The following is a 13038-nucleotide window of genomic DNA, read 5'->3' as shown; positions in this document are numbered from 1 at the left end:
GTTCACGTTCACATTGACGTTGTGGTTGGCGTTGTAGTTGCCGCCGCCATAGTGACCGCCGCCGCCGCATCCCCCGCCGCAGCCGCCGCCGGGATGGCCGCCGCCATAACCCCCGTGACCGGGACCACCGGCCAGAGCGGGCGCTGCGGAGAGCAGCAGAGCCGCCGACGCGGCGGTAAGTATCGACTGTATCGTCACGGGACAGACTCCTCTGAGTTGTCCCGACACTGGCAAGTCCGGCGCCTGTTTCTTAAGGCGTGGTTAACCTTGGCGCCCGTCGCAGCAGGTTCGGCGGGTCAGAAATCGACCGCCAACCCCTTCTTTTCCCAGTCGCCGAAACGGGTCGGTTCGGGTCCGGTCGGACCGCCGTATTCCGTGTCCGTCTGAACCGTCGATTCCGCCGCGCGACGATCCGCCGCTTCCTGAAGCGCGCGCCGTGCGGCCTCGCTGAGCGGTCGTTCAGGCGTGGCGTGGGGCACGTCGGCGTTGAAGACAGGCGTCGCAACCGGCGTTTCGTCGGCGTCATTCGGCGCGAGGGTGGGATGTTCGGTCACAGGGCGGCTCCCTTGAGGCTTGATGCGCCTTCTCTCAAATAGAGGTTCAAGCCCGGGACGCCAGACGGATCGGGAATGGAACCGTGATGAACCATCTGAAGACCTTCATTCTGTTGGCGGCGATGACGGCCCTGTTCGCAGGGGTCGGCTATATGATCGGCGGCGCGACCGGCATGGCGATCGCCCTGCTGTTCGCGGGCGGGATGAACCTGTTCAGCTACTGGAACGCCGACAAGATCGTGCTGAAGATGTACCGGGCCCAGCCGGTCGACGAGCAGCACCCCAACGCCGTGGTCAGGAACTACGTCGCCGACGTGCGTCAGATGGCCCGCGACGCCGGCCTGCCCCAGCCGCAGGTCGCCATCATTCCCAATGATCAGCCCAACGCCTTCGCCACGGGCCGAAACCCCGAGAACGCCGCCGTCTGCGCCACCACCGGCCTCCTGGACATGCTGACGCGCGAGGAGGTGCGCGGAGTGATGGCGCACGAGCTGGCCCATGTGAAGAACCGCGACACCCTGATCATGACGGTGACGGCGACCATCGCCGGCGCCATCGCCGCGCTCGCCAACTTCGCCCTGTTCTTCGGCGGCAACGACCGCGAGCGGCCGGGCGGCGTTATCGGCACGATCGCCCTCATGCTGCTGGCGCCCATGGCCGCCGGTCTGGTGCAGATGGCCATCAGCCGCGGCCGCGAATATGAGGCCGACCGCGTCGGCGCCGAGATCGCCGGCGATCCCCAGGCCCTGGCTTCGGCTCTGCAGAAGATCGACGCCTACGCCCGGCGGATCACCAATCAGACGGCCGAGCGCAATCCGGCATCGGGTCAGATGTTCATCATCAATCCGCTGGCGGGCCGTGGCGCGGACAATCTGTTCTCGACCCATCCGGCGACGGGAAACCGCGTCCGGGCCTTGATGGAGCTGGGCGCGAAGATGGGCATGCAGCCGCGCGCTCGAACGCCGGACCTGACCCAGCCGCGACCGGCCGCCGGTTTCACGACCACCGGCGTCCCCACCACCCCGACGGAACCGCGCGGTCCCTGGGGCTGATCGTCGCGGCCTGAACACCGTTTGCGGTTTGCACTCCGCGACCGGATCACCTCAGATGCGCCCCTGTTCAGCCATCGGGCTTTCTTGGGGAAATCCATGTCGCGTCTGCTCGCCTTCGTCTCCGCCGCCGCTCTTCTCGCCACGCCGGTCGCTGCCCAGTCGGTGGACCGCGTCGCCGTCAACGGCATCATCGACCAGGGGCTGAACCACAGCCAGGTGATGCAGACCGCCGCCTATCTGACCGACCGGATCGGCGGGCGGATGACCAACTCGCCCCAGATGCGCGAGGCCGAACGCTGGGCGCAGCAGCAGTTCCGCGACTACGGCTTGTCCGACGTGCGCGCCGAAGGGTTCGAGTTCGGCCGGGGCTGGTCCATCGTCCGCTCCAGCGCCCGCATGACCGCGCCGCGCCCGCTGGATCTGCGCGCCATCCCGGTGGCCTGGACGCCCTCGACCAATGGCGTCATCAGCGGCGGCGTGATCGTGGCCCCGATCTCCAAGGTCGAGGATTTCGACAAGTGGCGCGGTAAGCTGTCGGGCAAGATCGTCATGCTGTCCCAGCCGGGCACGGGATCGGAGCCGACCGAGCCGGCCTTCCGCCGCTGGACCAGCGCCGAACTGGCCGAGCGCAACACCTATAATCAGCCTCAACATTCGCCGGCCGCCATCGAACGCTCGCTGAAGACCGTCAACTTCGCCAATCAGCTGGACGCCTTCCTGGCTGAACAAGGCGCCTTGGCCTGGGTGCGGATTTCCCAGCGTGACGGCGGCCTGCTGCACGGCACGGGCTACACCTATCAGGTCGGCGCGACGCCCAAGCTGGCGGGGATGGAGCTGGCGGCCGAGGATTATCGCCGTCTGGCGCGCCTCGCCCTGACCGACGCGCCGCCGACGCTGGAGCTGATGAGCGAGGTCCGCTTCCACGACGAGGACGTCAACGCCTACAACATCCTGGCCGACATCCCCGGCACAGCGCGCGGAACCGAATACGTCATGGCCGGCGCCCACCTGGACAGCTGGGTCGCCTCGGACGGCGCGGTCGACAACGCCGCCGGCAGCGCGGTGGTCATGGAGGCCGCCCGCATCCTGAAGGCGCTCAACGTCGAGCCCAAACGCACCATTCGTTTCGCCCTGTGGAACGGCGAGGAGCAAGGCATCCTGGGCTCGCTGGCCTATGTTGACCGGCATCTGGCGACGCGCGCGCCGTCGAACGACCCGGCGCTGGCGGGCCTGCCGGACAACCGCACCTGGCGCAGCCGCTGGCCGATCGAGCCGCGCGCCGGCTATCGCGATCTGGTCGCCTATTTCAATCTGGACAACGGCTCGGGCAGGATCCGCGGCATCAACGCCGAGGGCAATGTCGCCGCCGCCCCGATCTTCCAGGAATGGCTGGCGCCCTTCGCCAGCATGGGCGCAACGACCGTCTCGTTGCGCAACTCAGGCGGCACCGACCATGTCTATATGCAGACCGTGGGCGTGCCGGGATATCAGTTCATCCAGGACCCGCTCGACTATTCCAGCCGCCTGCACCACACCAGCATCGACAGCTACGACCACCTGAAGGCTGAAGACCTGCGTCAGGCGGCCGTCATCTTGGCCAGCTTCCTGCTGAACGCCGCCAACCGCGACGAGCCCCTGCCGCGCATGCCGCTGCCGACCCAACCCACGCCGAGCGATCCGTTCGAATATCCGGCGGCGGATTAAGAGTTGAGGGGCGAGGAAAACCTCGCCCCTTTTCTTCTTATCGGATCACGCGCGCTCGACGCACATGGCCACGCCCATGCCGCCGCCGATGCACAGCGTCGCCAGACCCTTTTTCGCGCCCGAGCGCTTCATCTCGAACAGAAGCGTCGTCAGGATGCGCGCGCCCGAGGCGCCGATGGGGTGGCCGATGGCGATGGCGCCGCCGTTGACGTTGACCTTGGCCGGGTCGAGACCCAGCTCCTTGACCACGCACAGGCTCTGAGCGGCGAAGGCCTCGTTGGACTCGACCAGATCCAGATCGGCGACGCTCCAGCCCGCCTTCTCGAGCGCCTTCTTGGACGCCGGGATCGGGCCGGTCCCCATGATCGACGGATCGACGCCGGCGGTGGCGTAGGAGGCGATGCGCGCCAGCGGCTCCAGCCCGCGCGCCTTGGCCTCGTCGGCGCTCATCAGCACCAAAGCAGCAGCGCCGTCGTTCAGACCCGAGGCGTTGGCGGCGGTGACGCTGCCGTCCTTGGTGAAGGCGGGTTTCAGCTTCTGCATCAGCTCCAGCGTCGCGCCGTGGCGGATATATTCGTCCTTGTCGACCGTCACATCGCCCTTGCGGCCGGGGATGACGACCGGCGTGATCTCGTCATCGAACTTGCCGGCGTTCTGGGCCGCCTCGGCCTTGTGCTGGCTGGCCAGCCCGAATTCGTCCTGCGCCTCGCGGCTGATAGACCATTTTTCGGCGATGTTCTCGGCCGTCTGACCCATGTGATAGCCGTTGAAGGCGTCCCACAGGCCGTCCTTGACCATGGTGTCGACCAGGGCGACGTCGCCCATCTTGTGTCCGTTGCGCAGCTGCTGGGCGTGCGGCGCCTGGCTCATGCTCTCCTGTCCGCCGGCGACCACGATCCTGGCGTCGCCCAGAGCGATCTGCTGGGCGGCGATGGCGACGGCGCGCAGGCCCGAGCCGCAGATCTGGTTCAGGCTCCAGGCCGCGGCTTCCTTTCGAACGCCCGCGCCGACGGCGGCCTGGCGTGCAGGCCCCTGACCCGCCGCGCCCTGCAGCACATGACCCAGGATCACCTCATCGACCTCGTCGCCGGAGACACCGGCCCGCTCCAGCGCCGCCTTGATGGCGATCTCGCCCAGCTTGGACGCCGGAAGCGACGACAGGGCGCCCAGGAAGGAGCCGACCGGGGTGCGCGCGGCGGAAACGATGACGACGTCGGTCATGGGATTTCACTCTTTGGAGAATAACTCGGCGTGACCGTTTTGCCGCATCGCAGCGCGTTCGTCACCTGCGACGACATGGACAGGGCGCGATTCAGCCAATCGTCACCCTGTCGGCGCATTGTCGGGGAACGATAGAGGCGATCGACGGATTGGAAGGTCCATGCTGCGCACGCTGAAACGTCTTGTCACCCACGTCTGCACGCCGGACGAGCTGGACATGATCGAGCACTATCCGACGCGCGCGGAAAAGCTGGCGGATCTGTGGGTCCACGTCGTCGGCCTGATGCTGGCGGCGGTCGGCGGCATCATCCTGGCTGGTCTGGCCGGGGTCTATGCGGGGATCGGCGGCGTGATGGCCACAGCCATCTACGCCCTGTGCCTCGTCGGCATGCTGACGGCCTCGACAATCTACAACTGGACCAACCCCTGCGCCGCGCGGCCGGTGCTGCGGCGACTGGACGAGGCGGCGATCTTCCTGATGATCGCCGGCAGCTACACCCCCTTCACCACCCAACGGTTCGAGGGTCTGTGGGCCATCGGTTTCACCACCCTGATCTGGACCCTGGCCTTCCTCGGCGCCGGGGTGAAGCTGTTCGCGCCGCGCATCTCGGACAAGTTCTGGAGCGGCGTCTATGTCGTCTTCGGCTGGCTGGCGGTCGCGGCGCTGAAGCCGATGGTCGAGACGGTGCATCCGATCGCCTTGGCCCTGCTGGTCATCGGCGGCCTGATCTATACCGCCGGCGTCTTTGTCTTCATCAGCCCGCGCGTGAAGTTCCGCCGCGCCATCTGGCACGGCTTCGTCGTCACCGGCGCCACGGTCCACTGGACGGCGGTTCTGGTCGGCGTCGTGCTGGCCCCGGCCATGAGCCACTGAACGACCGTCCGGTCCCGGCGCTTTTCTCCCCCTCTGGCGCATCGCGTCGCAACGGAGGATAGTGACGCGTTGCAACATCGCGAGAACAAGCGTGGCTGACGAAAAGACCAAGGGTGGAAAGACCGGCGACAGCGCTCAGGTCGTCATCAAGAAGTATGCGAACCGCAGGCTCTACAACACGCGGACCAGCGCCTATGTGACGCTGGAAGACCTTGCGACCATGGTGCGCGAGGGGACCGAGTTTGTCGTCTATGACGCCAAGACCAACCACGACCTGACCCGCCAAATCCTGACCCAGATCATCTTCGAGGAAGAAAGCCGGGGCGAGGCCTTGCTGCCGGTTCAGTTCCTGCGCCAGCTGATCGGCTTCTACGGCGGTCAGATGCAGGGCGTCCTGCCCTCCTATCTGGAGATGTCGTTGGCCAACTTCGGTCGCCAGCAGGAGCAGTTCGCCAGTCAGATGGGCCGCGCCTTCGGAACCGGCGCAGGCGCGACCCTGATGGAGGACGCCGCGCGCGCCAATATGGCGATGTTCGAGCGCGCCATGCAGATGTTCCCGGCCTTCACCTATCCCCGCGCGGAGCCGACGCCCGCCGCCTCGGATGACAAGGCCGAGCCGGCCCCGCCGCCCGAGGCGCCGGACGCCCTGGACGAAATGCGTCGCCAGATGGACGAGATGCGCCGTCAGATCGAGAAACTGGCGGGCGGCAAGAGCAAATGACCGACCGGATCCAGGCCGTCGGCGGACCGGACAGGGTGGATCGCCGCGAAGGCGAACGCCGCGAGCGCGAGCGGCGTGCCCGATCCGCCTCGCGCGCCCTGGTCCCCGTCGATGCGCCTGAGATCGTCGAGCCGCAACCAACCCCGGCAAGAGCTGCCGTCCTGCCGACGCCCGAGCCTGGCGCCGCCGCCTTCGTGGCCCAGCAGATGGGCCAGAGCGGGCAGAAACGCGGCCTGCGCGGAGGCCCGCCGGTGCTGGATGCAGCCCGCTCCGCCTACCTTGGAGCCGAATATTCCGGCGCGGCCGAGCGTCGTCCGAAGACAGGCAAGACCGCCAAGACCGACATCTGAGCTGACGCCGCTCGGGCGGCACGGGGTTTGCTCGGGAGCAAGGCAGAACGCTCTCAGCCGGACCCGCCCATGCCCGCCGTCTTCGCCCTCGCCGCCAAAGCCTTCGACGTCGTTGTCGTCGCCCTGATCTTCACGGCATTTTCGTAAGCGCTACCGCGCTTCGCGCTGCTTGAGCGCATGTTTGTTAGGGCCTACCGCGCTTTGCGCGACTTGAGGCCGTTCGGCTCATGCCCCGCCGAAATCGAAATCCTTGCGCGACGCGATGATGGTCACGATGAAGCCGGCCAGCACGTCCAGCAGGATCATGATCACGATCAAGAAGAAGGTCGAGGTCGCAAAGCCCGGCAGCAGCAGGAACTCCACCAGCACGCCGATGAACAGGATCATCGACAGGGCGTGATTGATGATGGCAATCCGCTGGCTGGAGGTGGACTTCACCAGCTCGAAGAACAGCAGGATCAGGCCGAGAAACAGGATCAGGTCGCCGGATCCGATCGTCCATTGCGCGCCCGAGGTCATGGTGACGGAAAACAGCGGGTCGCGCAGCAGCACGTCCGCCTGCACCATCCCCGCCTCGCTCGGCGCGCCGAACAGCACCACGATATTGTAGAGCACCACCGGGATCAGCAGCAGCGGAATGGCGAGCAGCATGGACGGTCCTCTTCGCAGCCGGTCCAACGGCTACGCCTGTTCACCCTGATTTAGCGCCGTTTTCGAAACGCCGCCACAAAGGTTCAAGCCCTGGGAAATCCACCTGCCCGGCTGAGCGCAGACGGCGCCGGCCGGCCGATGGCCTCGCCGATCCAGCGCGCCGTCGCGATCAGGGCGTCCAGGTCGTAGCCAGTTTCGAACCCGCCCCGCGCCAGCATATAGACCAGGTCCTCGGTGGCGATGTTTCCCGTGGCGCCCGGCGCGAACGGGCAGCCGCCGATCCCCCCGACCGAGGCGTCCAGCACGTCAATCCCGGCCTCGACGCCGGCATAGGCGTTGGCCAGGCCGGTGTTGCGTGTGTCGTGGAAGTGCAGGCGCAGGGTCGCATTCGGCGCGGCCGCCCTGGCCGCCTCGACCTTTTTCGTCACCGCCCAGGGATCGCCCGCGCCGATGGTGTCAGCCAGCCCGACCTCGCCGACGCCCATATCGGCGATGGCGCCGACCATGTCCGCGACCTGATCGACCGACACCTCGCCGTCGAACGGACAGCCCCAGACGCAGGAGATCATGGCCGACAGCGACGGCGCGCCCTCGCTGGCCTCGGCGTTGTGGCGGCGGGCGACGATCTCGCCCAGCATGGCCAGTTGATCCTTCACCGCCAGGCCCTGGTTCTTCAGGCCGAAGCCGTCGGTGGCGGCGACCGAGACATTGACCTCGTCCACCCCGGTCGCCAGCGCCCGGTCATAGCCCTTGCCATTCAACACGAGGCCGATGCGGCTGCGACCCGCCTCATGCGGCAGGGCGGTCATGACCTCTTCGGCGCCCGCCATCTGCGGCACATATTTGGGATGGACGAAGGAGACGGCCTCGATCCGTTTCGCCCCCGCCTGCTCCAGACGTCGCACCAGATCGGCGCGGACGGCGGGCTCAAGCACCGCCTTTTCGTTCTGCAGCCCGTCACGCGGCCCGACTTCGACGATCTGGATGAAGCGGCCCATCACTCGGCTCCCGCTGCGGCGTACCCGTTACCGTTCCCGTTTCGGGGCGGCGGCGCATAGACGGTCAGGCTGACCGGATCGCCCGCCGAATAGTTGTAGCCGTTGACCGTCCCGATCGCGCGACCGGACACGCCCAGACGCGCCGCCGCCGCACGGAAGGCGTCGGCGTCGCGTCCCTCGACGATGGCGGGCCGCCCCTCGGCCAGGGCCTCAGCCGCGCCTTGGGCGTCGGTCAGGTCGGTGTCGCGCCCGGTCAGGAAGACGAAGCTGGGTTCATGGAAGCCGGTGATCGCCACCGGCCCCGGCGTGCGGCCCTGACGCGGGTGCAGGTCCGCCGCCTCCAGCGCCTTTTCAAGCTGGGGCGCGATGGCCAGGGGTCGTAGTTGGCGGATCGTGCCCGACAGGGCCGCGTGCGCCACGATCCCGAAGGCCAGCGAAGCGACCAGCGCTGCGACCGGCGCGCGGTTCAGCAGCAGGAAGCCCCCCATCGCCCCCGCCGCCAGCGCCATGACCACCGTCAGCGCCGCCCAGGTCTGGGCCGTCGAGGTGCCATAGACCGTCAGCCCATAGACAGTGATGCCGATGATCAGCAGGGCCGCGAAGGCGCCCAGCACCGCACCGGTGATGCGCGAGACCTTCCCGATGGGCTGGGCCAGGGCAGCGGCGGCCAGCAGGGCCAGCGCCCCAAAGGTCGGCAGGGTGTAGTGCCACAGCTTGGTCGGGGCCAATTCGAACATCAGCCAGCCCGGGACCAGCCAGCAGACCAGGAACCGGATCGCCGGCTCGGCGCGTCGGCTCCACCCCGTCGAGACGGCGGCGGGCAACAAGAGGGTCGAAGGGAAGAACAGCAGGGGCGCCAGCAGCAGATACATGCCGGGGAAGCCCGAATGGCTTTCGTGCGCCCCGGCGATCTTGGGCGCCAGGTCCCCGCCGATGGCCTCGCGCCAGAAGCCGCCGTCGGTGGCGATGGTGATGGCGATGGCCCACGGTCCGACCATCAGGGCGACCAGCGGCAGACCCCACCCCCAGCCGAGGCGATACAGCCATTTGATGTTCCGATCCCAGATGGACAGGGCGATGATCGCCAGGGCCACGACCAGGAACCCGATCGGTCCCTTGATCAGGATCGACAGCCCGATCCCGATCCAGAACAGCAGCTTGTGCGGCCGGATCGGTCGTTCGCCCGCCTTCGTCGCCATATAGATGCGCGCCAGCGCCGCCATGGCCAGGGTCGTCGCCCCACACAGCATGGCGTCGGTCTTGGCGATCCCCGCCTCGGTCGACAGCAGGAAGGTCGCCCCCATGATGGCCCCGCCGAAGAAGCCGACCCGGCCGCCCAGCATGGCCGAGCCCGCCCAGGCCACGGCCCAGGCCGCCAGCATGGCGCCCAGCAGGGACGGGATGCGATAGGGCGCGATTTCGCGGTCCTCGACATCCGAGGTCAGGCCCACGGCGACCGCCTGCATCCAGTAGATGCCGACCGGCTTCTTCCAGCGCGGCTCGTCCTGATAGCGGATATCGACATAGTCCCCGCTTTCCAGCATCTGGGACGTGGCCTGGGCGAACCGGCTCTCGTCGCGATCCAGCGGCGGCAGCAGCAGCAGGCCCGGCAGGCCGGCGATCAACGTCAGCAGGGCCGCGAGAATCGGCCCGCGCCAGCCGGCGATGCGGCCATCCAGATCGAAAGTCTTCATTTCAGACTCCTTACACGGCGACTACGCCTGCGTCAGCCGTCTCCCCTAAGCTTCAGTTATCCTCTATGGAGCGCCGATGACCCCCGAAACGCCCGAAATCTCCGTCGTCGTTCCCGTCCATGACGAGGCGGGCGCCGCCGTGCCTCTGGCGCGCGAGATCGCCGCCGCCTTCGCCGGCCGTTCGTACGAGATGATCTTCGTGGACGATGCGTCAAAGGACGCGACCCTGGCCGAGTTGAAGGCCGCCATGGCCGAACTGCCGGCGCTTCGTGTGTTGGCCCACGGAACCAATGCGGGCCAGAGCCGGGCGGTTCGAACCGGCGTCCTGGCCGCGCGCGCGCCGGTCGTGGTGACGATGGACGGCGATGGCCAGAACCCGCCCGCCGATGCGCCTCGCCTGGTCGATGCGCTTCTGTCCGCCCCCGGCGACGTGGGCTTGGTCGGCGGCCGTCGCGCCAAGCGTCAGGACACCGAGGCCAAACGCCAGGCCTCGATCTGGGCCAACCGCATCCGCCGCAAACTGCTGGGTGACGACGCCGACGACACCGGCTGCGGGCTGAAGGCCTTCCGCCGCGACGTCTTCCTGCGCCTGCCCTACTTCGATCACATCCACCGCTACCTGCCGGCCCTGATGATCCGCGAAGGGTTCAAGAACCAGTATCTCGACGTGGACCACCGCCACCGCGAGGTCGGTCGGTCGAAATACACCAACTGGGGCCGCCTGCGCGCCTCGGTCTCGGACCTTCTGGGCGTCATGTGGCTGAAGACGCGGTCCCGTAAGCCGGGCGCGATTTCGGAGTTCTAGAACGCTGTCTCCTCCCCACCTCGTGGGGAGGTGGCGCGACGCCTCTTGGCGTCGTGACGGAGGGGTTATCTCTGCGTGCAGCAGATCGCCGTCGGGACTTCAAGAGCCTCCACCACGCTACGCGCGGTCCCCCTCCTACTTCGCAGCGAGGATACGCAAACAAAAAGGGCGGGACCTTGCGGTCCCGCCCTTCTGCATTTCAGCGTCGGTCAGCTTGGACTTAGAAGTCCATGCCGCCCATGCCGCCCATGCCGCCCATGTCGGGGGCCGAGGCGCCGCCCGACTTCTTGGGGGCGTCGGCGACGGCGGCTTCCGTCGTGATCAGGATGCCGGCCACCGAAGCGGCGTCTTGCAGGGCCGTGCGGACGACCTTGGCAGGGTCGATGACGCCCATCTGCACCAGGTCGCCGTACTCTTCGGTCTGGGCGTTGAAGCCGAACGAAGCGTCGCCGTTTTCCAGCACCTTGCCGACCACGATCGAGCCTTCGACGCCGGAGTTTTCGGCGATCTGACGGATCGGAGCCTGCAGGGCGCGACGGATGATCGCGATGCCGGCGTTCTGGTCGGCGTTGTCACCCTTGACGTCGGCCAGGATCTTGGAGGCCTTCAGCAGAGCAATGCCGCCGCCCGGAACGATGCCTTCGTCAGCCGCGGCGCGCGTGGCGTTCAGGGCGTCGTCGACGCGGTCCTTCTTTTCCTTCACTTCGACTTCGGTCGAACCGCCGACGCGGAGAACCGCGACGCCGCCGGCCAGCTTGGCCAGACGTTCCTGCAGCTTTTCCTTGTCGTAGTCGGAGGTGGTGTCTTCGATCTGGCGCTTGATCTGGGCCACGCGGGCTTCGATCTCGTCCTTGCCGCCGACGCCTTCGACGATGGTGGTGTCGTCCTTGGTGATGGTGACCTTCTTGGCCTTGCCGAGCATGTCGATGGTGACGCTCTCAAGCTTGATGCCCAGGTCTTCCGAGATGACCTGGCCGCCCGTCAGGATGGCGATGTCTTCCAGCATGGCCTTGCGGCGATCGCCGAAGCCCGGAGCCTTGACGGCGGCGACGCGCAGGCCGCCACGCAGCTTGTTGACGACCAGGGTCGCCAGGGCTTCGCCCTCGATGTCCTCGGCGATGATCAGCAGCGGACGGCCCGACTGCACCACGGCTTCCAGGATCGGCAGCATGGCTTGCAGCGAGGTCAGCTTCTTCTCGAACAGCAGGATGAGCGGCTCTTCGAGTTGGGCCTCCATCTTGTCGGCGTTGGTGATGAAGTAAGGCGACAGGTAGCCGCGGTCGAACTGCATGCCTTCAACGACATCGACGGTGGTGTCGGCGGTCTTGGCTTCCTCGACGGTGATGACGCCCTCGTTGCCGACCTTGGCCATCGCTTGGGCGATCAGCTCACCGATTTCCGAGTCGCCGTTGGCCGAGATGGTGCCGACCTGGGCGATTTCCGAGTTGTTGGAGACCGGCTTGGAGTTCGACTTGATCTCTTCCAGCACCAGGCCGACAGCCTTGTCGATGCCGCGCTTCAGATCCATCGGGTTCATGCCGGCGGCGACGGCCTTCAGGCCCTCTTGCACGATGGCTTGAGCCAGAACGGTTGCGGTGGTGGTGCCGTCGCCCGCCTTGTCGTTCGTTTTCGAAGCGACTTCGCGGATCATCTGGGCGCCCATGTTCTCGAAGGCGTCTTCCAGCTCGATCTCTTTGGCGACCGACACGCCGTCCTTGGTCGAGCGCGGAGCGCCGAAGGACTTCTGGATCACGACGTTGCGGCCCTTGGGACCCAGCGTCACCTTGACGGCGTTGGCAAGCACGTTGACGCCGCGCAGCATCTTGTCGCGCGCGTCGGTGTTGAAGTGTACGATTTTAGCGGCCATGCGGGCAGCTCCTATCTATATGGATTGATTGAAGAACGTCTGACGTCGGGTGCTTAGGACAGCACGCCCAGGACGTCGGATTCCTTCATGATGATCAGGTCTTCGCCGTCGATCTTCACTTCCGTGCCCGACCATTTGCCGAACAGGATGCGGTCGCCGGCCTTCAGCTCCAGAGCATTGACCTTGCCGGTGTCGTCGCGGGCGCCAGGGCCGACGGAGACGACTTCGCCTTCCTGCGGCTTTTCCTTGGCGGTGTCGGGGATGATGATGCCACCCTTGGTCTTGGATTCTTCTTCAACGCGCTTGACCAGCACGCGGTCGCCGAGCGGACGGAACGCCATCGGACTTCTCCCTGTAAAACCCCCGGATCGGGGCGTTTTTGAAACGGTGTGCGGCGCTATCGCGGTCGCCGTTTTGGCAGCCGACCAGCGAGAGTGCTAACGCGAGCGGGAGTTAGGCAGAGGCAGGGTCATCGTCAAGCGGCGGCGATGGATCGCCGCGCGAATTCTCTGTGACAAATGAACCGAAAATGAATGCCGGCCTCCGG

At 66.9% G+C, this 13038-nt stretch carries 13 protein-coding genes and 1 pseudogene; 6 read left to right on the top strand and 8 right to left on the bottom strand.

The window, feature by feature from the left end; translation table 11 throughout:
• Positions 1 to 198: pseudogene (locus tag B3T77_RS00200) on the bottom strand (hypothetical protein); the annotation flags it as partial.
• 98 nt (positions 199 to 296) lie between these two features.
• Positions 297 to 554: a DUF1674 domain-containing protein gene (locus B3T77_RS00195; protein WP_312184863.1), complete on the bottom strand. Its 258-nt coding sequence runs from the start codon at positions 552 to 554 to the stop codon at positions 297 to 299.
• 86 nt (positions 555 to 640) lie between these two features.
• Between B3T77_RS00195 and htpX the strand changes: the two genes are divergently transcribed.
• Together htpX and B3T77_RS00185 are read left to right on the top strand one after the other, a co-directional pair.
• Positions 641 to 1606, top strand: coding sequence for a zinc metalloprotease HtpX (gene htpX / locus B3T77_RS00190; protein ID WP_292075892.1), 966 nt, complete (start codon positions 641 to 643; stop codon positions 1604 to 1606).
• A gap of 96 nt (positions 1607 to 1702) precedes the next feature.
• Complete coding sequence (locus tag B3T77_RS00185) at positions 1703 to 3310, top strand: M20/M25/M40 family metallo-hydrolase (RefSeq protein WP_292075890.1); 1608 nt, start codon at positions 1703 to 1705, stop codon at positions 3308 to 3310.
• Positions 3311 to 3355: 45 nt separating this feature from the next.
• Here B3T77_RS00185 and B3T77_RS00180 read toward each other — a convergent pair whose 3' ends face one another.
• Positions 3356 to 4531 (bottom strand): acetyl-CoA C-acetyltransferase, encoded by a 1176-nt coding sequence (locus B3T77_RS00180; RefSeq protein ID WP_292075887.1) that lies wholly within the window; start codon positions 4529 to 4531, stop codon positions 3356 to 3358.
• A gap of 160 nt (positions 4532 to 4691) precedes the next feature.
• On the opposite strand from B3T77_RS00180, the gene trhA reads away from it, so the two are divergent.
• The 3 genes from trhA (at position 4692) to B3T77_RS00165 (ending at position 6476) form a co-directional block, all read left to right on the top strand.
• Positions 4692 to 5405 carry a PAQR family membrane homeostasis protein TrhA gene (gene trhA / locus B3T77_RS00175; RefSeq protein WP_017505478.1) on the top strand — a complete coding sequence of 238 codons (714 nt, stop codon included), beginning with the start codon at positions 4692 to 4694 and terminating at the stop codon, positions 5403 to 5405.
• 91 nt (positions 5406 to 5496) lie between these two features.
• The gene (gene phaR / locus B3T77_RS00170; RefSeq protein ID WP_292075880.1) at positions 5497 to 6126 is read left to right on the top strand and encodes a polyhydroxyalkanoate synthesis repressor PhaR; all 630 of its coding nucleotides are present in this window, start codon (positions 5497 to 5499) and stop codon (positions 6124 to 6126) included.
• Complete coding sequence (locus B3T77_RS00165) at positions 6123 to 6476, top strand: hypothetical protein (protein ID WP_055808834.1); 354 nt, start codon at positions 6123 to 6125, stop codon at positions 6474 to 6476. Before phaR ends, B3T77_RS00165 begins: the two co-directional genes overlap by 4 nt.
• 225 nt (positions 6477 to 6701) lie before the next feature.
• On the opposite strand, the gene B3T77_RS00160 is transcribed toward B3T77_RS00165, so the two are convergent.
• The 3 genes from B3T77_RS00160 to B3T77_RS00150 form a co-directional block, all read right to left on the bottom strand.
• Positions 6702 to 7127, bottom strand: coding sequence for a hypothetical protein (locus B3T77_RS00160; protein ID WP_165114268.1), 426 nt, complete (start codon positions 7125 to 7127; stop codon positions 6702 to 6704).
• A gap of 83 nt (positions 7128 to 7210) precedes the next feature.
• A complete protein-coding gene (locus B3T77_RS00155) occupies positions 7211 to 8125 on the bottom strand; it encodes a hydroxymethylglutaryl-CoA lyase (protein ID WP_292075872.1) in 915 nt (304 codons plus the stop codon).
• Complete coding sequence (locus B3T77_RS00150) at positions 8125 to 9819, bottom strand: ArnT family glycosyltransferase (protein ID WP_292075870.1); 1695 nt, start codon at positions 9817 to 9819, stop codon at positions 8125 to 8127. The genes B3T77_RS00155 and B3T77_RS00150 overlap by 1 nt, the downstream gene beginning before the upstream one ends.
• A 76-nt stretch (positions 9820 to 9895) precedes the next feature.
• Here B3T77_RS00150 and B3T77_RS00145 point away from each other — a divergent pair, with 76 nt between their 5' ends.
• Positions 9896 to 10624, top strand: coding sequence for a glycosyltransferase family 2 protein (locus B3T77_RS00145; RefSeq protein WP_284878173.1), 729 nt, complete (start codon positions 9896 to 9898; stop codon positions 10622 to 10624).
• Positions 10625 to 10844: 220 nt separating this feature from the next.
• On the opposite strand, the gene groL is transcribed toward B3T77_RS00145, so the two are convergent.
• Both groL and groES read right to left on the bottom strand, forming a co-directional pair.
• The gene (gene groL, locus B3T77_RS00140; protein ID WP_055754584.1) at positions 10845 to 12491 is read right to left on the bottom strand and encodes a chaperonin GroEL; all 1647 of its coding nucleotides are present in this window, start codon (positions 12489 to 12491) and stop codon (positions 10845 to 10847) included.
• Between the two features lie 53 nt (positions 12492 to 12544).
• Positions 12545 to 12832, bottom strand: coding sequence for a co-chaperone GroES (gene groES, locus B3T77_RS00135; protein ID WP_055808823.1), 288 nt, complete (start codon positions 12830 to 12832; stop codon positions 12545 to 12547).
• Positions 12833 to 13038: the final 206 nt, after the last annotated feature.

Origin of the sequence: Brevundimonas sp. UBA7838, assembly GCF_002500885.1 — a bacterium.
GTDB lineage: Bacteria > Pseudomonadota > Alphaproteobacteria > Caulobacterales > Caulobacteraceae > Brevundimonas > Brevundimonas vesicularis_C.
This window is presented reverse-complemented; position numbering and strand designations above follow the sequence as displayed.

Coding starts and splice junctions, on each gene's coding strand:
- htpX (WP_292075892.1), top strand. CDS start 641: ATGAACCATCTGAAGACCTTCATTCTGTTGGCGGCGATGACGGCCCTG.
- B3T77_RS00185 (WP_292075890.1), top strand. CDS start 1,703: ATGTCGCGTCTGCTCGCCTTCGTCTCCGCCGCCGCTCTTCTCGCCACG.
- B3T77_RS00180 (WP_292075887.1), bottom strand. CDS start 4,531: ATGACCGACGTCGTCATCGTTTCCGCCGCGCGCACCCCGGTCGGCTCC.
- trhA (WP_017505478.1), top strand. CDS start 4,692: ATGCTGCGCACGCTGAAACGTCTTGTCACCCACGTCTGCACGCCGGAC.
- B3T77_RS00165 (WP_055808834.1), top strand. CDS start 6,123: ATGACCGACCGGATCCAGGCCGTCGGCGGACCGGACAGGGTGGATCGC.
- B3T77_RS00160 (WP_165114268.1), bottom strand. CDS start 7,127: ATGCTGCTCGCCATTCCGCTGCTGCTGATCCCGGTGGTGCTCTACAAT.
- B3T77_RS00155 (WP_292075872.1), bottom strand. CDS start 8,125: ATGGGCCGCTTCATCCAGATCGTCGAAGTCGGGCCGCGTGACGGGCTG.
- B3T77_RS00150 (WP_292075870.1), bottom strand. CDS start 9,819: ATGAAGACTTTCGATCTGGATGGCCGCATCGCCGGCTGGCGCGGGCCG.
- B3T77_RS00145 (WP_284878173.1), top strand. CDS start 9,896: ATGACCCCCGAAACGCCCGAAATCTCCGTCGTCGTTCCCGTCCATGAC.
- groL (WP_055754584.1), bottom strand. CDS start 12,491: ATGGCCGCTAAAATCGTACACTTCAACACCGACGCGCGCGACAAGATG.
- groES (WP_055808823.1), bottom strand. CDS start 12,832: ATGGCGTTCCGTCCGCTCGGCGACCGCGTGCTGGTCAAGCGCGTTGAA.